This window comes from Bradyrhizobium sp. LVM 105 (assembly GCF_003957705.1).
In the GTDB taxonomy this organism is placed as follows: Bacteria; Pseudomonadota; Alphaproteobacteria; order Rhizobiales; family Xanthobacteraceae; genus Bradyrhizobium; species Bradyrhizobium frederickii.
This window is the reverse complement of sequence record NZ_QZMV01000002.1, coordinates 227,871-251,437: the sequence shown is the minus strand read 5'-3', so window position 1 is coordinate 251,437 and position 23,567 is coordinate 227,871. Positions and strand designations below refer to the sequence as shown.

Sequence of the window (23,567 nt, the reverse complement as noted above, 5' to 3'; positions counted from 1 at the left end):
ATGACACTCGCCATCCTTTGCTCGGGGCAAGGCAGGCAGCATCGGAACATGTTCGCTCTCACGGGCGATGCGCCGGAAGCCGCGCAGCTGTTTGCGCACGCGGCGGCCTTGCTCGGCGGCAGGGATCCGCGCGATTTCGTGCGCGGCGAAGCCGATGAGGCCCTGCATCGCAACCGTGCCGGCCAGATTCTCTGCACCTTGCAGCCGCTCGCCGCGGCGAGCGCGCTCGCAGATGTCGTCCCACATGGCGTCATCATTGCCGGCTATAGCGTCGGCGAGGTCGCGGCCTGGGGTGTCGGCGGTTTGTTCGATGCGACCGCCACGCTCGATCTCGTGGCGCGCCGCGCGGAGGTCATGGATGCGGCCACGCGCGCCGGCGACGGGCTGATCTTTGTTCGCGGTCTTTCGCGAGAGGAGATCGGTCACCTTTGCGAGCGTCACGGCGCAGCGATCGCCATCGTCAATCCCGGCGATGCCTTTGTCATAGGCGGCGGCCGTGAGGCGCTGAGCAGGATTGCCGAAGACGCGCGGACGATGCACGCCGCAAGGATCGTCGCGTTGCCGGTTGAAGTCGCCTCCCACACCAAACGGCTCGCCGTTGCGTCTGCCGTCTTTCGTAAGACCTTGCGCCAGGCATCGGTGATGTTCCCGCCGAGGAGCGGAGCGCGCATTCTGAGCGGAATCGATGCCGCTCCGGTCGTCTCGCTCGAAACCGGCTTCGACAAACTTGCCGCGCAGATTTCGCAAACCGTGCAATGGGCAGATTGCCTGCAAGCCTGTGTCGAAGCGGGCGCGACGGGGTTTCTCGAGCTCGGGCCGGGACATGCGCTCAGCGGCATGGCCGCGGAAATCGGGAGCGGACTGTCGGCTCGCTCGCTGGATGATTTCAGGAGTCTTCAGGGCGTCCGCGCCTGGGCTGCGCGTCACCTGAGCGGCTAGCGCCGCCAGGTTCTGAAGAGACGGTGCCGCCGATCGTGCCGCGCTGTCAAAAAAGCGGGCCGTCCTTTGGGGGAGGACGGCCCCTAGATGCTCGAATGCCCAGGGAGGAGGGAGGCTCGAGCGGTGACTTGGGGGTCTCAGTCACCTAACACGCACAGCATCGCCGATCCCGCAACCAATGTATTTCACGAACCCCGGCTGTTTTTCATTTTGCATGATTCACGAGAAGCCTGCGGGCAGCACGCAGGACATGACCTTGCATGTCGAAGCTGGATCGCCGCCTGAGAGCCTGGACGCAGCCGATGCGTTCCGACTGGCGCAGCGCCAGCGCGCGGGCGTGTCACCTGTGATCCGCTTGAAGACGGTCGAGAAATGCGCCTGGGTGCAGAAGCCGACGGTCAGCGCCACCTCGGCGAGGGCCGTCTCGGAATTCAACAGCAGCGATTTCGCGCGCTCGATGCGCTGATGCAGCAGATACTCGCGCGGCCGATATCCCGTCGCGGCGCGAAACTGGGCCGCGAAGTGCATCCGGGACAGTCCCGCGATCTTGGCAAGCTCCGACAGGCTGATGCAGTGATCGAAGTGCGTCCCGACATATTCCTGGACGCGCCGCAGCCGCCATTTCGGCAAGGCATTGACCTTCGCTTGAGGAAGCGCGCGTCGGGCAAGGTGCATTGCCAGCGCCTGGCCGATGCAGCGCGCGAATTCCCGGTCGGCCGAATGGCTGCGTTCGGTCAGTGCCTTCGCAAGCTGCTCGGCGAAGGGGTCTCGGAGCAGGACGAGGTCGTTGAGGCCTTCGGCCGAAGCACGTCCTGTTCCAGGCCGTAAAGGCGGAAAATAGCGGCTGGCGGAGACGTGGAAGTGCAGGAAGTCGCACGGCGCGTGGAACTGCGCACTGAGCTGCTGCGACGGTGCGCCGATATACAGCGTGCCTGCCGGCATGACGCCGTCGAAAATGGTGTGACGGCCTCTGGTCAGTTTGGCGCGGGTCGTCTTCAAGGCGATGGCGAAGAAGTATCGGTCGGGAGGCGTGGTCGCTTCTTCGTGCCTTATGCCTGTTTGCGTGCAGGACCAGCGCGAGATCGTGACGTCCTCGGGCAAGGTGCCCGCACGTTGGTCGGGTTGGCGCCACTTTCGTTCGAGGGGAAATGCGCGGGTCTCCCGCGGGGAATCTGGGTCGCGCCGGCCGGGTTGATACGTCAACCGGGCGCCGGCCGCTTGCATATCGGTGAGCATTGTTCGTCCCGTCTCTTGGATTCTGCTGCCGTCGTGACGGCGGCCGAATGCAAATGGTCCATGCTCGAACGATAGGTGCGATCTCGTCGCTGGGCTCGTTAAGGATGCTTAAGCGGTATTAGATTTTGCAAATGCGGGAGGTGCGACCGCATGTCGCAAAAAGTGCAATTGAACCAAAGGGATCAAACACATGTGCAGTGGGGTGTGACGTTAGGGCGCGGCACACCGGACGAGAGGTGCATGCGACACCTTCTCATCCGGTCGGGGCTGCCTCGTCCAACTCAGGGCAGGGGTGGCGAGGCGTCGATGCCGGGTGTCAGTCCGGGTGCGATCTTGTCTGCCGGCGGAACCGCGCGTTCGCGCCAATACGCGGCGGACGTCCTGCGCCGAACAGATCGGCGACGGGCGGCCGATCTCGCGAAATCGGCGTCGAATATGAAGTTTGCCGGGCCTGCCGGTATTTCCGGTCCACTAACCTGCTTGCCGGAATGCACGTCCGGTTGGGACGAGGGCCGTCTTGCGCACTACGGCGCGTGGCCTGCCAGCGCCTCTTCAAGGCGGCGGATGATCTCGTCGCCGCTGGAGGGCTTGCCGAGATAGCAATGCGCGCCTGCGGCCATTACGCGCTGGCGCACATTTTCACTCGGAAACGCCGTCATGAAGATGATCGGGAAATGGCGGCCCGCGGCAATCAGCCGGGCCTGCAACTCATCGCCGGTGATGACAGGCATCTGGACGTCGGCGATCATGCACGCCGGATCGTCCCCCGGCGCCTGCAGCAGGAAGTCCATGCCGGATTCGTAGGCACGGGCCTCGTAGCCGATCGAGCGCACGAGGCTCGCAAGCGACGCGCGAACGCCTTCGTCATCATCCACGATCGCAATCACCGGGGTTTTGGCCATTAGCGCACAATCCTGACCGCGGTGTTCCGCAAGGAGGGTATCTCCCTTTGCGCGGCCGATGAAGCCGTATATGCACCCGGGGCAGCCCGGCCGGAATTATACTCAGGTGTGGTCCGTCGTCCTGCGGGTCTGGGAAACCCCGAGCGCCTCGGCCTTGCGGACGAGATCGGCCAGCGACCGGACCTCCATCTTGCGCATGACGTTCCCGCGGTGGATCTTGACCGTGATCTCGCTGAGACCGATCAGGGCGGCGACCTGCTTGTTCATCAGGCCGGCAGTGACATGGCCCATCACCTCGCGCTCGCGCGCCGTCAGGGTCTCGTATTGGGCGCGGATATCCTCCTTGGTGGCGGCTTCGGCACGGTGCTGCGCATCGCGCTCGAGCGCCGCGGTCACCGCATCGAGCATGTCCTGGTCGCGAAACGGCTTGGCGAGGAAATCGACCGCGCCGGCCTTCATGGCACGCACCGACATCGGGATGTCGCCGTGGCCGGTCATGAAGATGATCGGATATCTGATACCCTGCCGGACGAGCTGGCTTTGCAGGTCGAGCCCGCTCACACCGGGAAGACGGACGTCCAGCACGATGCAGCCGGGGCCGTCCGGCAGCGCGCCGCCGAGCAGTTCGGCGGGCGATGCAAACAGGCGCGTCTCGAGGCCGACGGATCGGAACAGGCTGTCGAGCGAGGCGCGGATCCCCGCATCGTCATCGACGATGATGACGACTGAGTTGAAGGGTTGGGCCGGCGGTCGCGCTTGATCTGGTCGTGTCATGGTCGGATGTGTTCTTGGCTGTATGGCAGTGTCAGACGGAAGGTCGCGCCCGCGCCGGGCGTACTCTCGACCGACAACAGGCCGCCGTGAGCTTCCACCGTCGTTCGGCAGATCGCAAGTCCCATGCCCATTCCCCCTGGTTTCGTCGTGAAGAACGGATTGAACAGCCGCGGCATGTCTTCAGGCCTGATGCCGGGGCCGCTGTCCCGCACGGTGATGGCGAGATGCTCCCCGTCGACTGCATTGGCGCGCAGCTTGACGGTGCGGGAACCCGGCTGGCCCGACATGGCCTGGCCGGCATTGACCAGCAGATTGACGAGCACCTGCTGAAGCTGGATCCGGTCGCCGCAGATGGGCTTCAGGCCATGCTCGACCTCGAAGGTGAGGACGACGTCGTCATTGGCGAGCTCCCGCGCGACCAGAAGGGCCGCTTCCTCGATGATCTCGGCGATATCGAGACTGTCCTGCTCGGCAGGGGCCTTCTTCAGGAAGGTCCGGATGCGCGCCACGATCTCGCTGGCACGGCGGCCTTCCGCGACGATTTGGACGATCGTGGCCCCTACCTCGTGAAGATCAGGCACCTCGCGCCGCAGCCAGCGCAGGCCGGCCTCGCCACTGGTGACGATCGCCGCCAGCGGCTGATTAACCTCGTGGGCAATGGAGGCGGTGAGCTCGCCGAGGGTAGCGACGCGCGCGGCATGGGCGAGCTCCGCTTGCGCCGCGAGCAAGGCATCCTGCGCCTGCTTGCGCTCGGTGATGTCGACGACGAAGGCGAGCACGTTGCGATCGCCGTCGGGCCCGGACGGAAAAGTGATCGTGAACAGCACGGGAACCTTGCCTCCGTCAAGCCTGACAAGCTCGGTCTCGCCTTCGTAGAACGGCTCCGCTTCCGCGAACGCGACCAAGGCTCCGAGGAAACTGCGGTCGTCCTCGCCGAGAAGCCGGTCCACATTCTCGATGAAGGCGGAGGCGCCGTTTGATCCTGCCATCTTTTGCAGGGCCGGATTGACGTCGGTGATTCTGGCGAGCCGCCGGGCCTCCCGGACGAAATCGGGATGTTGTGCCAGATAGTCGCGCAAGCCGGCTCCTGCGGTGTCCAGCGATTGCAGCGCGGCCCGGAGATCGCTCCAGTCTTCTTGGACCACGCCGATCCGGCTGGCGTCGAACATCCGGCGGTATCGCTGCTCGCTCTGGACCAGCGCGCTGTGTGCGGCGACACGATCGGTGACGTCGGTATGCGTTTCGAGAACCCCGACGGGCTTGCCGAGACGGTCGTGCTGCAAGGCCCATCGGGCATCGACGGTGAGCACCGCACCGTCTTTCGTTCGCTGCTGCACGCGGCCTTCCCACCGGCCGGTGTCGAGCAGGCCCGCTTCGATGATTTCGCGCCGGTCGGGATAGGTAGTTCGCAGAAGCTTGTCGGCGAGCTGACCGAGCGCCTCGTCCGACGACCAGCCATAGGCCTGCTCGGCGGTCTTGTTCCAGAAGGTGACCACGCCGCCGCGATCCCTGACGAAGATCATGTCATGCGAAAGGTTGAGCAGGCGTGCCTGCGCCCCGAGGCGCTTCGTTGCCGCGTGATTCTGTAGCGCCAGCAAGGTTGTGATCCCGATCGCCGCAAGGCTCACCAGTGCGCGAACGGCGGGCGAGGCGATGCTCTCCAGATCGTGGGACAGCAGATAGGCGACAATCGTCAGGACCACACAGCCGGCCGCGGCAACGATCGTATCGTCGCGCCGGTTGGTCTTGGCCGCGAGCAGGATGGCGACGACATAGAGAACCGCGACCGCGCCTTCGAGCGGCGTCAGCACGTCAACCAGGAAAACCGCGACGGCGAGGACGGCGGACCAGAACCGCAAGCCGGCGTGGCTCATGGATGAACCCGTGGTCCGATCATGAGTCGTCATCGTCGCTGGCTGTCGTTCTTCTCATACCAGCGGCGTTGATGCCGCGATTTGACCGCGTCCACAACATCCCGCCGCGTGATTTTCGTGCTCTCGTGGAAGACCTGCGCGCCACGCAACCCGGCGAAGTTGCCGGCAGGCGGCATTCCCCGGAAAAACCAGCCCGCTCGCGTGATTCCCCCGGCGAATGCCGCCCAAAAAGCGCGTCAACTTACCGCAGGCGCATCACGCCGGGGTCCTGTGCGCATCCGCGATGCCAGCAAGGTGCCGCGCCGGTGCGCTCACCGGACGAACATGCTGCGATCATACCTAGGTATGACGCGGTCAACCCGAGAACTTAACGACGCACCCGCGCGTAGAATGGATCGCGCGGATCGCCGAATTACTCTGCCCCCATGACATTCGGACAAGCCAGTCAGGCCTGGCCGGATCGAAAACGGGACAAGGAGATTCGACGATGTCGCTGCAGATGTCACGCTCACAGCCGATCAAGGATCATGACGTTCGCGCGATCGATATCTCGGCGATCGATCGCGATCGGCTCGGGCTGTCGAAACTTCCTGACCGCTTCGGCGAGGACGGAACGATGTTGTCCTTCGTCCATCTGGACGTCGCCCTGGCGGTCGAGACGCCTGCGGCAAACGTCGAGCGATCTGCCGCTCGTGGACCGGGATTCAGGGTCTCCGCAAAACTCCTTGCGGGATCGCCTGCCGAGAGCGAGCGGGCGTTTACAGCAGGAGAATTCACCGACCCGGTCATGCGGCGCCTGTCGGATGCGCTCGCGGCGACCGAAGCCACGCACGATGCCCATTCCGCCATCATGGCCGATGCGCTGCGGCTCGCGATCCTCACCCGGACGTTCAGCCGGCAGACGCTTCGCGCAGCGGCCGAACTTGACGCCGCTGACGGCGTTCGCGAGGAGGATGCGGGTCGGGCCGTGCGGTCGCTGCAGAATTGGCGTCTCAAGCGCGTTCTGCAGTTCGTCGACAAGAATCTGAGTGCCAAAATAACGCTGCAGGAGATGGCCGCCGTCGCCGGGCTGAGCAGGATGCATTTCGCTGCGCAGTTCCGCGCGGCCACTGGCGTTCGGCCCCACGAATATCTGCTGAGGCGTCGCATCGAGCGCGCCCAGGAGCTGCTCAAGCAGGCCGAGATCGCCCTGGTCGATATCGCCTTGACCGTAGGCTTCCAGACCCAGGCGCATTTCACCACGGTGTTCAAGCGCTTTGTCGGCGACACGCCGTATCAATGGCGGAGCGCCTATCTCGCGCAATTCATGCCGCTGCCGCGCGCAGGAGTGGGGGCGTCATGAGCGATGTTGGCATTCAGGCCCTGCTGCTCCCGCTCGCGAGCGTTCATTTGACGCTGACGCATCATGAACTCATGGAGGCGATCGAGCTTGTTCGCGCTCTCGGCAACTCCTATCGTCTTGCTGCTTCGGAACCGGATTCAAGCGTCTTCTACGGTCGTTTCAGCCTGGATTTCTTTAGGGCCACCGTCGCATGCCTCGCGCGCTAGGCGCGCATCAACGAATCGGTCGATCGGACATATCTCCGCAACTGCAAGGCTGCTGCTTACGCAGCCAGAGCGGCGCTGCCTGGCGCGCGCTGTACTCACCTCTGGTGCTGGGAAAAACCGCGGAGGGTTTGCAGACAAGAGATCGTCTTGTGCAGCTCTTATCTGCTGCTGGCTGAAAATCCGGTGGCAACTGAGGTCGCGCGGTTGCGCCAGCCTTCGATACCTTCCTTCCTTTCATCACTAAAAGTGATCTAACTGCATGATCATTTATCGCTCATCGCACGGCAGTCCATGAGCTAATTTGCGGAGAATTCGCAAGATACCATGGCGCTTGTGCGCTACCTGGCATCTGTGGGCAACAAAAAGGGAGGGCGTCATGGTGGGCACGAACACCCCAGAATGTGCATTGCAGATCTATGTCAATGTCATCGCGTCATCCTCGCGCGGGTCTGCAGAGGACTTCCATCCATGACGACCGCAGTCATTGCTACGAGCCGTAGCCACAAGTCAAACTTTCGTTGGGTCGTTCTCGCGTTGATCTTCTTGATCTACATGATCGCTGCGGCTGACCGCGCCAATATCGGTTTTGCGTTGCCCTTTATCCGCAAGGAGTTCGCTATGTCGAACACCGAGGCGGGAGCGATTCTAAGCCTTTTCCTTTGGGGCTACGCGATCGTGCAGATCCCATCGGGATTTGCTGTGAGCAGACTTGGTGTGCGGCGCCTCTTTTCCTGGGCAATGATTTTTACTTCGCTCTTGACCGGATTGATGGGGACCGTCTCAACCGTTTTCGTACTCAAGATATACCGTTTTGCTTTAGGTATTGCCGAGGGGCCTCTGCCAGTTGGAATTACCACGACAATCAACAACTGGTTTCCCGGCAAAGAGAAGGGTATGGCCAGCGGTGTATTTCTGTCCTCGGTCAAATTCGGCCCTGTGATCGTTCCGCCGGTCTGCGCGCTGATCGTCAGCTATTGGGGTTGGCGTGAGATATTCTACTTCTGCGCCCTTCCTGGGTTCGTCCTGGCCGCGGTTTGGTATTATCTGGTGCCAAATAATCCAGCCGAAAGCCGCTTTTGCTCGGAACGCGAGATCGATTTCATAGCGGACAAGACGGTACAGGGTGATGCTGCAAAGACCGAGCACACCCAACAATTCAGATTTCTAGACAGGCTGATATTCGGACGGGCTGTGGAGCCGTTGGCCACGTCGGGGAGCGTCTTCAGGTCGTGGGACGTGCTGGGTTGCGCTTTCGGCTACAGCTTCCAGCTTGGTATTTCGAATGTGCTCTTGGCCTGGATTCCGACTTATCTGCTAACCGTCAAGAAATTCTCGATCATGGGCTCGGGTTTTGTCGCGGCGGCTCCTTGGGTCGGTGCTGTGGTCGGCAATCTCGTCGGCGGCTACCTCTCGGATCGCTGGCTCGGCAAGCGCCGCAAGCCCGGAATGCTGTTTTCGGCGTTGGCGACGGCGGGCATGATGTATGCGCTGATCAATTCACCGGCGGATCCTCTGGAATACGGTCTGTTGCTGTTCGCAACGGGGGTGCTGCTCAGCCTCGGCTTTTCCGCCTACATGGCCTATCCGATGGGGCTGACGACCAAGCAGACTTTCCCGATTGCAAGCGCGCTGGTCAACACCGGCGGACAGTTAGGCGGCGCCGCGGCGCCTCTCGCGGTCGGCTTTCTGCTGGACGGCTACGGCTGGGACTATGTCTTCCTGTTCATGGCTGCCGGATCGCTGATGAGCTTCCTATTGGTGTCGACCATTCGGGAGCCGTTGCCTGAGTGAGTTTCAGGGAACGCCAGGTAGGCGAACAACTCGTCGCGGCCCACAGCGACACGCCGGGCGCCGTTGCGATGGCGCGGGAAGGTTCGTTCAGCTATCGCTTCCGCGAACGCCAGGGTAGCACCTCTTTCGGCGATCCTCCGCTGACGCCGTCTATTCCTGAAGCTGGCGTCCAAAATCGCAGACGCTTCCCGCAAGCGCGGCAATTGTGGCGGTGAATGCCGACGGCCGGTCGTTTCGATACATGGCGGCATAGGGAACCGCGGGCAAGGCGGGCTTTACCGGAACGATCGCCAGTTTCTTCTGCTCGAAGAGTGGACGAAAGCACTGGCGGGGCAGATAACTGACTCCAAGTCCGGCGACCGCCAAACCGACCAGGGCCGTCAGGCTGTCGCACGAAATGACGCGCTGGAACGCGACGCCGTTGGCCCGCAGCCATTTGTTGAAGTAGAGCCCGGACCCGGAACGGCCGCCTTGCGTCAGGATGGTGTATTCGGCCAGCTCGTCGAAGCTGATCGAGCGTCGAGACTTCACCATCCCGGGACGCGCTGTCCAGACGTTTACGACTTCAGCAATCCGAACCGAAGCGATCTCGGGATCCGAGAATGCCTCCGGAATGACGATCAGATCGATTGTGTCCTCGAGCAGCCGGTCGTAAAGATTACGGCTCATGTCGACCTCAGGTTCGATCGTCACCGCCGGATAGTGGTCACGGATCGCCGAAACCAGTCGAGGCAGCCACGTGAGCGCGCACATCTCGGTGACGCCCAGGCGCAGGCGGCGGGTCGGAGCCGATTTGCCGTCCTTGAGTGCCAGGATCTGATCCTGAATGGCGAGCATGCTCTGGCCGAGTGCCAGAAGCTGCTCGCCCTGCTCAGTAAGCCGCGCACCGCGTTGATTACGGTCAAAGAGTGGAAGGCCCGTTGATGCCTCCAGTTCCTGGACTCGCTTTGAAATCGCCGATTGGGTGGTGTTGAGCTTGGCTGCCGCGCGCTCGAACGTGCCAAGTTGCGCGATCCAGTTCAGCGCCTCGAGTTGCTTCAACGTGATCATGTCGTGTTTGCCCTAAGACTCTGGACGCCGATCTGTCTGATTTTTCATTCCGATAAGTGATGTTTCGCAATCACATTTTATCTGTTTTTCGCATTCTGATCCAGCCGTACTCTTGCTGCCGGTCCAGCAATCTTATGCCGGTTCGTGCACTCAGGAGCTGATCGAATGTCGTTGAAGCTGGCAGAACGCGTCGCCAGGCTGAAGCCCTCTGCGAGCATCGCCGCAAAGAAGAAAGTGACGGAGCTTCTCGCTTCAGGCCGAAGTGTCGTCGACTTTACCATCGGCGAACCCGATCTCGATACGCCGCCACACATCATCGATGCAGCTATCGCCGCCATGCGCAAGGGTGATACGCATTATACGGCAACGGCCGGCACGCCGGAGCTTCGAGAAGCCATCTGCGCAAAGCTCGAGCGCGAAAACGGCGTGCGCTATAGACCGGACGATATTGTGGTCGGGTGCGGTGCCAAGCAGCTCATTTTCGAAGCTTTCGCGGCAACCCTGAGCCAAGGCGACGAGGTTATCGTCCCGGCACCCCACTGGGTGTCCTATCCCGACATTGTGGGCGTGAACGAAGGTGTGCCCATCGTCGTAGCGTGCGGCGAAAACGTCGGATTCAAGCTCACTCCAGCAGCCCTCGAAAAAGCGATTACGCCGAGAACACGTTGGCTGATTCTGAATTCGCCGAATAATCCCAGCGGTGCCGTCTACTCACGGGAAGAGATGCGCGAACTGACTGACGTCCTGAAGCGTCATCCGAATGTCTGGCTCATGACGGATGAAATCTACGAACATCTCGTCTATGGCGGAAGAGCTTCCGCAAGTCCGGTTCAGATCGCTCCCGAGCTTGCGGCGCGAACCATGATCGTCAATGGCGTCTCGAAAGCCTATGCCATGACCGGGTGGCGGGTCGGATACGCAGCTGGCCCCAAAGACCTCGTCGATGCCGTGACGAAGCTGCTTGGCCAGAGCACGACTTGCGCGAGCTCCGTCAGCCAGGCTGCTGCTCTGGCCGCCCTCACGGGCGACCAGTCCCATATCGAGCAGACAAGGCGTCTCTACGCGACGCGCCGCGTGCGCATGATCGAATTGCTCGAGGGAACTCCGGGCTTGCGGCTGTCGAAGCCTGATGGAGCCTTCTACCTGTATCCGTCGGTCGCAGGTCTGATCGGAAGGAAAACGACCTCCGGGTACGTCCTCAAAGATGATCTCGATGTCGCTCTCTATTTGCTCGACGTTGCCAACGTGGCTGTCATGGACGGGACGTCTTACGGTTTGTCGCCCTACCTGCGGCTTTCATTTGCCACCTCGATGTCGGCGATTGAGCTTGGCTGCGCAAACATTCGCAAAGCTTGTGAGGCCCTCTTTGACGACAGAACCCGATAGCGAGAGCACGATAGGCTAGGATATGGTCGGAAACAGAGAGAACCAAAGCGCATCGTCGGCGGATCCCGCGCTGCTCGAAGCCTTCAAGAGCGCCGCAACGTCAATCATCAGCGACAATCTGCAGCGACTGCCGGGAGCCAATTTGCGCCCGTTCCACCGCGGGGGCTCGATGGCGGGAACGGCGGTGACAGTCCGCACCGCGCCCGGCGACAACCTGTTCATCCACAAGTCATTGGAGCTCGTCCGCCCCGGCGACGTCATCGTGGTGGATGGCGGAGGCGATCTATCGCGAGCCCTTGTTGGTGAAATCATGTCCTTGATCGCGTCGACGCGCGGCGCCGCCGGTCTGGTGATCGACGGCGCGATCCGGGATGCAGGAGAAATTGCGCGGTCGGATTTTCCGGTCTTCGCGCGTGGTGCCAATCACCGCGGGCCATACAAGAACGGCCCCGGCGAAATCAATGTGCCTGTATCCATCGGCGGCCTCATCGTTTCGCCGGGCGATATCGTCGTGGGGGACGAGGACGGCGTCGTCGCGTTTCCCCAGGCGATAGCATCCGACTTGCTTATCAAGGTTCGCGCTCAGGAAGAACGAGAAGCTGAAATGCTGCTGAGCATTCGGGAGGGGCGATACAGGGGCGCCTACGGCCATTGACGGCTCCTCCTCCTAAAATCGGGCTCTAGAGCTCGAGGGATGTCAAGGCATCGTTCGCACGCGGATCTGCTCGCGCCGATCAAGCCCTGAACCTATCCAAGCTGAAGGGTTCGATCGAAACGTACTGAGTTGAAAATGGAAGGTCCAGTTCTGGTCTGATCGTAAAACATTTCAAAACACCACGGGGAGAAACAACATGCAGATCGTTAGACGCGTCCTTTTGGCTTGGCTTGTCGCCCTCGCCGCTGGGAGCCCGTTAGCTCGTGCCCAGTCCTATCCCACGAAGCCGATCAGGATGATCGTAGCTTTCGCCGCGGGTGGATCGGCTGATATCAATGCTCGGATCATCGCGCAGCAGCTCGCCGCCGAACTCGGAGGCAGCGTCGTGATCGAGAACAGGGGGGGAGCGGGGGGCAATCTCGGCGCGGTCGAGGTCGCGCGCGCCCAACCTGATGGCTACACTGTCTTCTATGCGACTTCCGCGGTGGCACTTGCGCCGGCCGTCTATGTCAAACCGGGCTTTCGGCCGGACGCCGATTTCGCTCCGGTCTCCCTCACCGCCACGATTCCGCTGGTCCTCGTTGTCAACTCGGCTGTTCCAGCCAAGACCGCGAGCGAGTTCGTCGACTGGGTGAAAGCTCAAGGTGGCAAGGTCAACTACGGCTCATCGGGCCGCGGCGCGCTGCTTCATCTTGCTGGCGAGCTGTTTCTGAAGGAGACGGGCCTGAGCGCAACGCACGTGCCTTATCGCGGTAGTGCTCCGGCGATCACCGACCTGCTTTCCGGCTCCACGCAGTTCATGTTCTTGCCGATCAACGAGGCGCGCACTCACGTCGAGGGCGGAGGCATGCGCGCGCTTGCTGTTACGCACGAGCAGCGCCTGCCGCAGCTACCTCATGTTCCCACGATGAAGGAGGCATTCGGCCTGACCACGATGAACATGGGGGCCTGGCAGGGCCTTCTCGTGCCGGCCGGCACGCCTGCGGCGATTACAACGATCCTTGGGGGCGCGCTCGAGAAAACGTTGAGGAACGAAGCTCTACGGGCACGTCTCACCGAGGGTGGATCAATCGTGCTCGGCGGCACCGCCAAGGAATACGCCGACTACATGCGCTCGGAAGGTGAGCGCTGGGCAAAGATCGTCCAAGCGGCCGGAATTGCCGCTGAATAGGGTGAGCCCGCGGGATAGCGTGATGGCAGATGCGAACGGCGTCGTCTTGGTGCCGCGCGGGAGGTCGCGGAAACAGCGAGGATGATCGAGGCGGTCGAAAGCCGCATTCGCGGAGCGATCGCAGGCGGCGAGAGCCTGCGAGAGGCGCGCGAGGAGCTCGGCTACCATAAGCTTCAGAGCAGGGCGGGGCACTCCCACGCTGAGATGACGTGCCGGTCGGGACGATCAAAGCTCCGACCGGCAGAGATGAGATGTCGATCAGATGCCTGTGTCTAGATTCGCCCCGATGATCTCAAAGGCGAGGAGCCCGCCGCCACGATCTTGCCTGGGACTTCACGCTGAGCGGACCGCCGCGATGACTGCCACTTCGACCTTGGCGCCGACTTGCAGGGCAGCCTGAACTGCCGCGCGGGCAGGCTGCCGGCCGGGCACGACCCAGGCGTTCCAGACTTCGTTGAAGCCCGCCACGTCCCCGTTGACGTCGGTTAGCCAGATCGTCGCCGACAGCAGCTCGCTCTTGTCGGTCCCTGCTGCTGCGAGGCGCCTGTCCAGCTCGGCGAGCACCTGGGCCGTCTGCCCCTTGATGTCGAGCGAGGTGTCCGATGGCACGGCGCCCGAGACATAGGCGACGCCGTTATGGATCACCGCGTCCGAACGGTGTTTGAAGTTGCCGGGGTTCAAATATGTCGATGCCATCGTCTGCCTTTGCTGTGCGTATGGATACGTGTTCTAGAGGGCGGCGGTGTTTGGCCGACGCGGTGCTCAATGGTTCAGTGCGACAGGACTTTCGAGAGGAAAGAACGTGCCCGTTCGCTCTGTGCGCCGCTGAAGAAGGCCTCCTTGTCCGCATCCTCGATAATCTCGCCCCGGTCCATGAAGACCACACGGTCGGCCACCTTGCGGGCGAAGCCCATCTCATGAGTGACGACCATCATCGTCATGCCCTCCTGGGCGAGATCCACCATCACGTCGAGGACCTCGCCGACCATCTCAGGATCGAGCGCCGATGTCGGCTCGTCGAAAAGCATCACAGTCGGGTTCATGGCGAGTGAACGGGCGATCGCGACGCGCTGCTGCTGACCGCCGGACAACTGCGCCGAAAATTTATCGGCATGATCGGCAAGGCCCACGCGCTGCAACAGGGCGAGCGCGCGGCTCTCGGCTTCCTTGCGGTCGCGTCCGAGCACTTTCTGCTGAGCTAGGCAGAGATTGTCGACGACCTTCAGGTGTGGGAACAGCTCGAAATGCTGGAAGACCATTCCGACGTGCGAGCGCAGTTTCGGCAGATTGGTGTCCCTGGCCTCGACTTTCGTCCCGTCGACGCTGATCGATCCCTGCTCGAAGGGCTCCAATGCGTTCACACATTTGACGAGGGTCGACTTGCCGGAGCCAGACGGCCCGCAAACGACCACGACCTGGCCTCTATCGATGCGGGTGCTGCAGCTCTTCAGGACCTGAAACGAGGGCCCGTACCATTTGCTGACGTCGTTGATCTCGATCATGACAGGGTGCTTTCCAGCGGCGCGGCTGCGAGGGCATGAAGGGAAGGAGAGGCGGAGGGCGTCGATCGCATCGGCGTCAGCGGCTGATCGCGATGCGCGCCTGGAGACGTCGCACCAGCATCGAGAAGCTGAAGCAGATCACGAAATAGACCAGCGCCACGAACAGGTACATTTCGACGATGGTTCCATCCCGCTGGGCGATCTTGGAGGCGGCGCCGAGAAAATCGGTGACGGAAACCACGTAGACGAGCGAAGTGTCCTGAAACAGGATCACCGTTTGCGTCAGCAGGACAGGGATCATGTTGCGGAAGGCCTGCGGCAGGACGATATACATCATCACCTGCCGATAAGTGAGGCCGAGCGCATATCCGGCGCCGACCTGTCCTTGCGAGACCGATTGGATGCCGGCGCGCATGATCTCCGAAAAATAGGCGGCCTCGAACAGCGTGAAGGTGATCAACGCCGAGGCGAACCCGCCGACCGGCACGGGCCGGCTGGCGTTCAATACCCACGCGGCGATGTAAGGCATCAGGAAGAAGAACCAGAAGATCACCAGCACCAGCGGCAACGACCGCATCAGATTGACATAGCCGGCCGCGATCTTCGGCAGCACCGGGAGGGAGGACAGGCGCATCAGCGCAATCAGCGTGCCGAGCACGACGCCGCCCACCGCCGCCAGGACGGTCAGGGTGAGGGTCGTGCTCATGCCTTGCACGAAGAGATAGCTCAGCGATTGCGTGATCGCCCCGATGTTCAAGCCCGACAGCATCGCCTATTTCCCGGAGATGTAGCCGGGGATCGCGATCTTCTTTTCGAGAAGGCGCATGCCCAGGGTGACGCAGAGATTCACGATGAGGTAGATCACGGTCGCGGCCGCGAACGCCTCGAAGAACTGGAAGGACTGCTCCTGGATTGCGTAGGCACGGGCCGTGAGTTCGACGAGACCGATCGTAAGCGCGACCGAGGTGTTCTTGATCGTGTTCAGGAATTCCGAGGTCAACGGCGGCAGGATGATGCGGAAAGCGACCGGCAGCACCACATGACGATAGGTTTGGGCGGTGGTGAGCCCTAGAGCCAGTCCAGCGTTCTTCTGGCCTCGCGGCAGGGCGTTGATGCCGGAGCGCAATTGCTCGGCGACGCGCACTGACATGTAGATGCCGATCGCCACGACGGCGGTAAAGAAGGAGGCATTCGGCAGTTGCTTCAGCCAGGTTCCAGCCGCCTTAGGCAGCATTTCCGGAAGCACGAAGTACCAGCAGAAGAGCTGAACCAAAAGTGGGATGTTGCGAAACAGTTCGACATAGGCGGTGCCGATCGCCTGCAGCGGCCGTGAAGGCAGGGTGCGCAGGATGCCTACGACGATGCCGAGCGAGAGCGCCAGCACCCAAGCGCTGAGTGCCGTCGCCAGTGTCCAGCGTAGACCCAGTAGCAGCGTGTCGAGATAGGTGCCCCAGCCGTCCGGCGACGGTTCGAGGAAAATGCCCCAGTTCCAGTTATAGTTCATGGTTCATCTCCCCGAACCGCCGCGTGCGACACGCTGGCTCGGCTCAGTTCTTCAGTGCGTAATGGTCGGGGTCGGCGCTGTCGCTGGGGCTCTTGAACGCCGCTGCCAGCGCCGGGTCGAGTGGGTAGTTGAAGTTGATGTTGTTCGGCGGCACCGGAGACTGGAACCACTGCTTGTAGATCGTCTCGATCTCCGGGCTCTGATAGAGCGCAGCGGTCGCCTTGTCGGCCAGATCCTTGAACGGCTTGTCGTTCTTGCGGATGATGATCCCGTAAGGTTCGGGCTTGCCGAAGGCCTCCTTGCTGATGACGTAGGCAGCCGGGTCCTTCGAGCGCGCGGCTTGAACGGCGAGCTGCACGTCGTCCATCACGTAAGCCTGGGCGCGATCGGTTTCGAGCATGAGAAAGGCCTCCAGCTGGTCCTTTGCGGAGGCGACTGTCATGCCGAAACTGCGCTCGTTGTTGATGCGGTTGATCTGATTGAGATTGACCGAACCCGCCACGGACACGACCGTCTTGCCTTTCAGGTCTTCAATACTATGGAGGTTGTTTGATTTTTTGCTGACGAAGCGGTTCGCGGTTAAGAAGTGCGTGTTGACGAAGTCGACCTGCTTCTGGCGCTCGAGGTTGTTGGTGGCAGAAGCACAGTTCATATCGATCGTGCCGTTGAGGAGCAGCGGGATGCGGTTGGCTGACGTCACAGGCGTGTACTCGATCTGCAAACCCGGCTCTCCGATCTCTTTACGGATCGCGTCGACGATCTTCGAGCAGATGTCGAGCGTGTAGCCAACCGGCTTCTGGTTGCCGTCGAGATAGCTGAAAGGCACCGAAGCTTCTTGGAAGCCGATGACGATCTTCTTGGTGTCCTTGGCCTTCTGCAGGGTACCGGTCAGGGCCTGAGCCGAGGCCGGGCCGGCGATCAGTGCTGTCGTCGCAATAGCGACGAGACTTGCAATCAAACGCATGTTCTTTCTCCTCTGAGTGTATGTTCTTGAGTTAAATTTCACGTGCCACGCTCGTTCTGTGGCATTGCGCGGTGTCGATTTTCGTTAGGGGATACGATGTCTCTCTGACTGCTGGACGCTCCCCCTACTGCCACAACATCATTTCCGGCCGCGCCGTCAGACGTTCCCAAAGGCGGCGCAGTGCGGGATTTGCGGCTTCCCGGTCGCGGAAGGCCGCAACCTGGATATCCAGCGACCACGATCCGTCATCCACCGGCGTCAGAGCCTCGTGCATAATTGGGTCGATCGTGCAACTCGGTAACCAGGCGACGCCGAGCCCGGCCAGCGCCAGGTCGCGCAGCACGTCGGACATCTCGCATTCCACGATGCGTTCAGCGCGCAACGGTGCCGGGGCGCGCTCGACGATCGTCTCGACGAGTCGGCCGAAATAGGCGGTCGGTGGATAGGTGAGCAGCGGACATGGGCGCTTGGCCGTGCCCGGAAAAAACTCCGCCGCTTTGAAGTCGCGTCGCGCGTAGGGTCTCACCTTGTCGAGCCCAACCGTCAGCCGCTCGTAGCGCTGCTCGTCGATCTGAATGGGATGAGAGGGGCTGTAAAAGGTGATCAGCAGATCGGAACGGCCGGAGACGAGTGCCGTGAACATGTCGTGCATGCTGCCGGGAAGCAGCATGTAGCGCAGCTTTTCCGGGGCCCAGCCGCCCAGCCAACGTCCCGCGAAGGCCGTGGCAAGAGCATAGGGCAATGCGATGCGTAGCGCCCCACCAGAAGCGCCTGTCGAAATGTCCTGAATGGTTTCGCGCAACTGTCCGAGCAGCTCGGCCGCCCTTGCGCGAAACGCATCACCCGCGGGAGTCAGGCGCGTCGGGTACGTGCTGCGATCGACGAGTGTCGCGTTGACGGCCATCTCAAGCGCCCGGATACGACGGCTGAAGGCAGCCTGCGATGCGTTGCGCAGCATGGCCGCGCGCGTGAAATTCCCCGTATCGGCCAATGCGATGAAGTCGTCGAGCCACTTCGTATCCAACCTAGATTTCCCCTTATCGTAAGAATTTTAGGGAGCAGTCGCGCTGCGGGTCCAATGCAAATTTCGCATTGGACCCGCAAATGTGGACGTGCCTTAAGACGATCCCGAGCGGACGAGCAGAGGTACCCATCGGTCATGGCCAAGAACGTTCTGGTGTTGGGGGCGGGCATCGTCGGGATGTCGACGGCCATCCATCTCCGGCGGCGCGGCATCGAGGCCACCGTCGTGGATAGGGTCGGACCTGCGGCAGGAGCGTCTTTTGGAAACGGAGGGCTGATTCAGCGGGAGGCGGTGTTTCCCTATCGCTTTCCGCGCGAGCTCGGCACTCTGCTGCGGGTCGCACGCAACCGCTCCGTCGACGTCTCCTATGCTTCGCTTGCGCTCGCGCGGATGGCACCCGCGCTGCTGCGTTACTTCATGGCCTCGGCGCCCGGACCTTATGCGCAGACGGTGAGGAAGGAGGCCGCGCTGATCTCTACCTGCCTCGACGAACATCTCGATCTCGCACGCGAGGCTGGCGCTCTCGATCTGTTGCGGCCGGTCGGATGGTTGCGCGCCTATAGTACGCAACGGGATCTCGACGAAGCAGTCACTGCTGCCGAAACGGCCCGCCGTGCTTTCGGCGTCAACTTCTCTACTCTCGATGGCGCTGGCTTGGCCAAGGCCGAGCCCGATTTCCAACCACGCCGCGTCGGCGCGCTGCATTGGACGCAATCGCTGTCGCTGAGTGACCCGGGCGGACTGATCGCGGCCTATGCGCAATTGTTCGAGCGCCTCGGTGGCCGCATTCTCAGAGGCGATGGGACCAAGCTGGAGCGGCGTGGCGCGGCGTGGCGCCTCGCCACGGAGGATGGATTCGTCGAGGCCTCCGACGTCGTGGTCGCGATGGGGGCCTGGTCCGTCGATCTGACAGCCCGCTTCGGCTATGCGCCGCCTCTGTTCGGAAAGCGCGGCTACCACATGCATTACCTCTTGAGTGAGGGAGCTAAGCTCAACCGCCCGATCCTCGACAGCGAGAGCCAATTCCTGTTGGCGCCGATGAAGCACGGCGTCCGGCTGACGACCGGTGTCGAGTTCGCCGATCGTGACGGAGCTCCCACACCGGTTCAGCTCGCGCGCGCCGAGCCGATTGCGCGCCGCTTGCTGCCGCTCGGCGAGCGGGTCGATGCGGCGCCGTGGATGGGCGTCAGGCCCTGCATGCCGGACATGATCCCCGTGATCGGCCAAGCGCCGGGGATCGCCGGTCTGTGGTGCGGGTTTGGCCACGGCCACCAGGGCATGACGCTGGGGCCGACGACTGGACGCATGCTGGCGGAGATGGTCGTGGGCGAGAGGCCCTTGCTCGACCCGGAGCCTTACCGTGCCGATCGCTTCTGACGCAGCCGCGCCGAACGCCGAGCAACCGGGCGGCATGCTGCCTGGCGGCCGGTCGCCGACGATGCAGGCGGCGTTCAAATGCTCAACCTGCCTGGGCCGGCTTGGCGTAGGCGCCGGCATAGCGGCCTTCTCGGATACTGAGCATGATCTCGGCTTCCTTTTTCTCCTGGGCGCGGAGCTTTCAACAGCGCCGCCGCCCGATCGGTCGGCCGCCCTGCAGCTCGCGAACGTCCCGTCTCTTGACGCAATTTAGACGTACTGCGATCAGCGCCAAAAGCGATAAAAAGTTCTAACCAAGCATCGAATTTAAGAATGTATCCCTCTTCGTTTCGACGTATCCCGAGGTTCTCGCCCGATCCGGAAGGCGTCCCCGGCGTGCGGCAAGCCGGCGGGGGCCATGCGGGACGATGTCAGCGATGGAGTTGCGTCAACGGTGTCCGTGAGCTGGACAACCCGGGTGCCCTCAAGGTCGCGTTGCCACGAGAAAATGGCTCGTATCGCCGGCTGGCCTACGTTTGAGGCATTCTACCCAGATACTCGAAACTGTTTATCCGACAGCAGCGCCTGAGAATCGTCACTTGGAAGTTGAGATCTGTATCAACTCGGATTCTTGTCATAGCGGCGCGTGGGTCCGGACTCGAAATGATGCGTTCGCAGGAGTACGGCTTCAACGTCGCGGCTGAGCGCCTGTCTCTGGCAGTAACTTTATCTTCACGACAGCAGGAAGTCCTGCTTTGGACGCGCAGGGCAAGACAACGTGGGAAACGGCTGTCATCATGAAATGCGCAGAAGCGACCGTGGACTATCATCTCAAACAGGTGTTCAGGCCCTATTCCACGGCGATGACCTACGGAGCGAGGCAAGGATGCGCTGGCATTCTGCTTGGATCACCCTTGAGTGCTGCTTTGGTCGGACAAGCTTGCCTTTTGTTCCAAGACGATTTGCGCGGCGGCCGGACGGGTGGGCCCTTCGATGGGGCTGAATTGCCTCACAACAATTTCACGGTCACCTTAGCTTTGCCTCCGTTGTTCGGGTAAAAAGTGTCGCCGAGCCATGGCAGACCGATCACTGCGTCGTTGACGTAGAGAAATAGCTCACCGCTGCGCGCAGCCTTGAACGTTGCTTTGTACGTTTGCGGCGTCGTGTTCGGAAGCGGGATAGGATCAAGGAAATACTCGTCCACGCCGGTCTCACCAACCCGCGCGATGATGCGGTGCCAGGGTCTGAACAGGATGCGACGGAGGAATATCGCACCGCGAAACTTCCACCGGTCAGCGAGCTCTACGGTAGAGGTCCGGAAGCCAACAGGTGTGGTCGGCCGCTCGGCGTCAGTCCAGGGCTCGGTGACCGCGATCCTGATCTCATACGAGCGACCGGAAAAGACCTTCAGGCCTGTTGGCGCGCAGATCGCCGACGTCGCGAAGTCTGCGCCATTCTGGTCAATGCCCTTGTTGACCGGGACAAGCTCGGCCTCCGCCGTGCCTTCGCAGAATGCTCCCATGGAATCCGCGACGTTGAACAGGAAATGGCTCGTGACTGTCGCACCGACCCAGACCATCGCCACCACCAGAAGCAGGGGCAGGACGTGCCGCTTCCCGGCGCGTATGACGAACTGATAGAGCGCATGGGTCCTGAACGCGTAAATGGCGTCGTGCATCAGACCGGAGAGCGGCACTGGCGCCGCCCGGTCTCGCCAGAGCAGGCGCATCCGGTCCTTGATTTTTGCGCTGAGGCTGCCGCCAAGAACCATCAGCATGATCACGGCGACGATGCCGCCGGCGAACCATTCAGGATTCGCGGCGTACCAGTCCGTCCACCAGTGAAATGATTTCGGCAGGAAGGACTCGATGAACCGCACGAATTCCGAGACCATCCGGATCGGTGACTCGAACTCATGCTCCTTGATGCGGTCGTGGAAGAGCCAGAACGCCGCAAGATGCAGCGTGGCAGCCAGGGTGGCGAAATACGCCAGCCGACGCATCCAGACGAAATTCCAGAGCCTTTCCTGTGCCGCAAAACGGGCGGTCGCACCCCCTGGCGTCTCGAATGTCGTCGGCGCGAGCGGCGTGAGCTTACCGTTGCGGGAAACCACGAGGTATTCCGGCGGCAAGCCGATCGGAGCATAGGCATTGCAGCCGCTGTCGATACGGTCGAACACACTTTCGTGGATCTTCGGCAACTTGACGCTGACGCCGACATACGGGTCATTGCACAGGTCAGAGACCTTCCGCGGGCCATAGCGATAGTAGGACCCGAGGCCGGAACGCGAGTCGTAGAGGCGGCCGTCCTTATCCTGCGCTGAATTGATCAGTTTGATGGAGTCGGGGTCTGCGAACGGTGCCTCCTTGAAAACGAGACCATGCTTGATGGATTCGTCGACAAGCCAGGACAGCGGTACGAACGATACGGCATCGTCGGGATAACCTCCGCCCACGTTGGCGTGCATGCCGACGAACCAGACCTGGACCAGGCGCTCGTCGTCGATGGTGGTGGGAACCGCGGGCTTGGATTCGCCTTCCTCGGTCCAGAGCACGGGATGGAAGGTCGTCCGCTCATCGTCGAGCGCAAGCGCGTGCCTTGCGCATTTGACGCGTTGGCTCAAGATCCGGTTCGGAAGCTCAAGGGGCCAGATCCAGTTGCTGATGCCGCGTGTCATTTCATCCATGGGCAGGCCGTAGGCAGCGACCGTGTCCCACACGCCGATGAACTCTATGGATGGGACGTCCTTGCGGACGATTTCGGCGTAGGACTTGTTGCTCTGCAGGAGGTCCAGCACCGGCGCCAGAAGGTAGTCGCGCAAGGCGCGGAAGAGCACCTCGATCCGCAAGATCGAGTGGTAGCCCTTTGCCCGGTAGGCCCTGTAAGCCTTGACCGCGCCGTTGTGCAGCTCTGCTTCGGTATCCGCCACAACCAGGCCCTGCTGAAGAATGATCGCGCCGAGGACACGCACGGTGAACGCGCCACGGCTGAAGCCGAAGAGATAGATCTTTGAGTGGTTCTGGTGATCGTAGTTGCGGCAGATGAACTTGTAGGCGTCGAGGATGTTGCGCTTGAGGCCGTATCCGAATGCGCCGCCCAACACAGCGAGCGGCACAAAGGACGAGGTACCCACGCCATCGTCGTATCTCGCGGCCTGGCTGTTGCCTTGCAGGTCGAGCGCCTGGAACATCCGCCAGACGTTCGTGCGCCAGACGCTCGAGGCGGCATTACCGGTGCCGTCAGACAGGATAATGATCTTGGGGCTGGCCATGCGAGGCGTCCTCCCTGAAAAGATATAATGAAGGCAGTAAGCGTAACAGGTGCCGGGATGATTTCAACCTGTGATAGTCATTCCACCAATTCTGAACGGTGGGCAAAGGTGGGGGCTGCCGCGCCGGAAGGGGCTCGTCGGCAAGCTGCTCCGCTATCCCTACGAGGTGCGGAGCGAGCAGGAATATTTCGGCGAGATCCAGGACTTGAAGGTCACGAAAGATATGCTGGATCTTGCAAAGCACATCGTGAATCAAAAGGCGGGGCGGTTCGAGCCTGAGAAGTTCGAAGACCACGAGACCGCGCTGATGCCCTCGCGCTTCAATGCAACCTTGTATTCGCGTGCCTTCTCGCGCGCGCTGCTTAGGGTCAGAACGTCACCCCCTGCGCTGTCGCGGTCGCCAGCCCTGGCGAACTCCATCTGCGCCCGTTGGCCCTCGGGGCCGGTGAAACGGAAGGCCCACACCCGATCACCGTTCCTGCGCACGACCAGATAGAGTCCCCAGTGTCCGCATGAACGCCAGCTTGCAGGGATTTAACTTGGCTCGAATTGAGCGCCACTTTAACGTTCCCCTTTCGCTTACCACTTACCGGCACGGATGCTTTGCCGCCATGGTCAGT

23 protein-coding genes and 1 pseudogene are annotated in these 23,567 nt (G+C 61.9%); 11 read left to right on the top strand and 13 right to left on the bottom strand.

Translation table 11 applies throughout. The annotated features are described in order from the left end of the window. Nucleotides 1-939: an acyltransferase domain-containing protein gene (locus D6B98_RS06515; protein ID WP_126256114.1), complete on the top strand. Its 939-nt coding sequence runs from the start codon at nucleotides 1-3 to the stop codon at nucleotides 937-939. A 219-nt stretch (nucleotides 940-1,158) separates the two neighbouring features. Here the strand turns inward: D6B98_RS06515 and D6B98_RS06510 are convergent, their stop codons facing one another. The 4 genes from D6B98_RS06510 to D6B98_RS06490 form a co-directional block, all read right to left on the bottom strand. Continuing rightward, the gene (locus D6B98_RS06510; RefSeq protein WP_245481269.1) at nucleotides 1,159-2,040 is read right to left on the bottom strand and encodes a helix-turn-helix domain-containing protein; all 882 of its coding nucleotides are present in this window, start codon (nucleotides 2,038-2,040) and stop codon (nucleotides 1,159-1,161) included. A gap of 659 nt (nucleotides 2,041-2,699) precedes the next feature. Continuing rightward, nucleotides 2,700-3,077, bottom strand: a complete 378-nt coding sequence (locus D6B98_RS06500) for a response regulator transcription factor (protein ID WP_126256112.1) — start codon at nucleotides 3,075-3,077, stop codon at nucleotides 2,700-2,702. A gap of 102 nt (nucleotides 3,078-3,179) precedes the next feature. Beyond that, nucleotides 3,180-3,851 carry a response regulator transcription factor gene (locus tag D6B98_RS06495; protein ID WP_126256111.1) on the bottom strand — a complete coding sequence of 224 codons (672 nt, stop codon included), beginning with the start codon at nucleotides 3,849-3,851 and terminating at the stop codon, nucleotides 3,180-3,182. Then, complete coding sequence (locus tag D6B98_RS06490) at nucleotides 3,848-5,758, bottom strand: PAS domain-containing sensor histidine kinase (protein ID WP_126256110.1); 1,911 nt, start codon at nucleotides 5,756-5,758, stop codon at nucleotides 3,848-3,850. Before D6B98_RS06490 ends, D6B98_RS06495 begins: the two co-directional genes overlap by 4 nt. A 454-nt stretch (nucleotides 5,759-6,212) precedes the next feature. On the opposite strand from D6B98_RS06490, the gene D6B98_RS06485 reads away from it, so the two are divergent. The 3 genes from D6B98_RS06485 to D6B98_RS06475 all read left to right on the top strand — a co-directional run bounded on the left by D6B98_RS06485 (nucleotide 6,213) and on the right by D6B98_RS06475 (nucleotide 9,064). Then, nucleotides 6,213-7,067, top strand: coding sequence for a helix-turn-helix domain-containing protein (locus D6B98_RS06485; protein ID WP_126256109.1), 855 nt, complete (start codon nucleotides 6,213-6,215; stop codon nucleotides 7,065-7,067). Further along, entirely contained in the window at nucleotides 7,064-7,273 is a 210-nt protein-coding gene (locus D6B98_RS06480; protein WP_126256108.1) for a hypothetical protein, read from the top strand. Before D6B98_RS06485 ends, D6B98_RS06480 begins: the two co-directional genes overlap by 4 nt. Nucleotides 7,274-7,741: 468 nt before the next feature. Next, a complete protein-coding gene (locus D6B98_RS06475) occupies nucleotides 7,742-9,064 on the top strand; it encodes an MFS transporter (RefSeq protein ID WP_126256107.1) in 1,323 nt (440 codons plus the stop codon). Between the two features lie 150 nt (nucleotides 9,065-9,214). On the opposite strand, the gene D6B98_RS06470 is transcribed toward D6B98_RS06475, so the two are convergent. Next, the gene (locus tag D6B98_RS06470; protein ID WP_126256106.1) at nucleotides 9,215-10,114 is read right to left on the bottom strand and encodes a LysR family transcriptional regulator; all 900 of its coding nucleotides are present in this window, start codon (nucleotides 10,112-10,114) and stop codon (nucleotides 9,215-9,217) included. A 165-nt stretch (nucleotides 10,115-10,279) separates the two neighbouring features. Between D6B98_RS06470 and D6B98_RS06465 the strand changes: the two genes are divergently transcribed. The 3 genes from D6B98_RS06465 (at nucleotide 10,280) to D6B98_RS06455 (ending at nucleotide 13,326) form a co-directional block, all read left to right on the top strand. Further along, complete coding sequence (locus tag D6B98_RS06465; protein WP_126256105.1) at nucleotides 10,280-11,500, top strand: pyridoxal phosphate-dependent aminotransferase; 1,221 nt, start codon at nucleotides 10,280-10,282, stop codon at nucleotides 11,498-11,500. 22 nt (nucleotides 11,501-11,522) lie between these two features. Next, nucleotides 11,523-12,155, top strand: coding sequence for an RraA family protein (locus D6B98_RS06460; protein WP_126256104.1), 633 nt, complete (start codon nucleotides 11,523-11,525; stop codon nucleotides 12,153-12,155). A 196-nt stretch (nucleotides 12,156-12,351) separates the two neighbouring features. After that, a complete protein-coding gene (locus D6B98_RS06455; protein ID WP_126256103.1) occupies nucleotides 12,352-13,326 on the top strand; it encodes a Bug family tripartite tricarboxylate transporter substrate binding protein in 975 nt (324 codons plus the stop codon). A gap of 333 nt (nucleotides 13,327-13,659) precedes the next feature. Here the strand turns inward: D6B98_RS06455 and D6B98_RS06450 are convergent, their stop codons facing one another. The 6 genes from D6B98_RS06450 to D6B98_RS06425 form a co-directional block, all read right to left on the bottom strand. Beyond that, nucleotides 13,660-14,022, bottom strand: a complete 363-nt coding sequence (locus tag D6B98_RS06450) for a RidA family protein (protein ID WP_126256102.1) — start codon at nucleotides 14,020-14,022, stop codon at nucleotides 13,660-13,662. Nucleotides 14,023-14,096: 74 nt separating this feature from the next. Further along, nucleotides 14,097-14,828 (bottom strand): amino acid ABC transporter ATP-binding protein, encoded by a 732-nt coding sequence (locus D6B98_RS06445; RefSeq protein ID WP_126256101.1) that lies wholly within the window; start codon nucleotides 14,826-14,828, stop codon nucleotides 14,097-14,099. A gap of 76 nt (nucleotides 14,829-14,904) precedes the next feature. Then, complete coding sequence (locus D6B98_RS06440; RefSeq protein WP_126256100.1) at nucleotides 14,905-15,597, bottom strand: amino acid ABC transporter permease; 693 nt, start codon at nucleotides 15,595-15,597, stop codon at nucleotides 14,905-14,907. A 3-nt stretch (nucleotides 15,598-15,600) separates the two neighbouring features. Continuing rightward, a complete protein-coding gene (locus tag D6B98_RS06435; RefSeq protein ID WP_126256099.1) occupies nucleotides 15,601-16,332 on the bottom strand; it encodes an amino acid ABC transporter permease in 732 nt (243 codons plus the stop codon). A 43-nt stretch (nucleotides 16,333-16,375) separates the two neighbouring features. After that, nucleotides 16,376-17,296: an amino acid ABC transporter substrate-binding protein gene (locus tag D6B98_RS06430; RefSeq protein ID WP_126256741.1), complete on the bottom strand. Its 921-nt coding sequence runs from the start codon at nucleotides 17,294-17,296 to the stop codon at nucleotides 16,376-16,378. Between the two features lie 124 nt (nucleotides 17,297-17,420). Further along, entirely contained in the window at nucleotides 17,421-18,320 is a 900-nt protein-coding gene (locus D6B98_RS06425; RefSeq protein WP_126256098.1) for a LysR family transcriptional regulator, read from the bottom strand. Nucleotides 18,321-18,455: 135 nt separating this feature from the next. Between D6B98_RS06425 and D6B98_RS06420 the strand changes: the two genes are divergently transcribed. The 3 genes from D6B98_RS06420 to D6B98_RS41890 all read left to right on the top strand — a co-directional run bounded on the left by D6B98_RS06420 (nucleotide 18,456) and on the right by D6B98_RS41890 (nucleotide 20,734). Further along, entirely contained in the window at nucleotides 18,456-19,697 is a 1,242-nt protein-coding gene (locus D6B98_RS06420; protein ID WP_126256097.1) for an NAD(P)/FAD-dependent oxidoreductase, read from the top strand. Continuing rightward, nucleotides 19,681-19,950 (top strand): hypothetical protein, encoded by a 270-nt coding sequence (locus tag D6B98_RS40500; RefSeq protein WP_205680460.1) that lies wholly within the window; start codon nucleotides 19,681-19,683, stop codon nucleotides 19,948-19,950. The genes D6B98_RS06420 and D6B98_RS40500 overlap by 17 nt, the downstream gene beginning before the upstream one ends. 481 nt (nucleotides 19,951-20,431) lie before the next feature. Further along, complete coding sequence (locus D6B98_RS41890) at nucleotides 20,432-20,734, top strand: LuxR C-terminal-related transcriptional regulator (RefSeq protein ID WP_430644541.1); 303 nt, start codon at nucleotides 20,432-20,434, stop codon at nucleotides 20,732-20,734. Here the strand turns inward: D6B98_RS41890 and D6B98_RS06405 are convergent. Then, a complete protein-coding gene (locus D6B98_RS06405) occupies nucleotides 20,686-22,947 on the bottom strand; it encodes a T6SS phospholipase effector Tle1-like catalytic domain-containing protein (protein ID WP_126256096.1) in 2,262 nt (753 codons plus the stop codon). The genes D6B98_RS41890 and D6B98_RS06405 overlap by 49 nt on opposite strands. 118 nt (nucleotides 22,948-23,065) lie before the next feature. Here D6B98_RS06405 and D6B98_RS06400 point away from each other — a divergent pair. Then, nucleotides 23,066-23,257: pseudogene (locus D6B98_RS06400) on the top strand (non-homologous end joining protein Ku); the annotation flags it as partial. On the opposite strand, the gene D6B98_RS41885 reads toward D6B98_RS06400, so the two are convergent. Further along, a complete protein-coding gene (locus tag D6B98_RS41885; RefSeq protein ID WP_502699880.1) occupies nucleotides 23,200-23,412 on the bottom strand; it encodes a hypothetical protein in 213 nt (70 codons plus the stop codon). The pseudogene D6B98_RS06400 and the gene D6B98_RS41885 sit on opposite strands and share 58 nt — an antisense overlap. Between the last annotated feature and the right edge of the window lie 155 nt (nucleotides 23,413-23,567).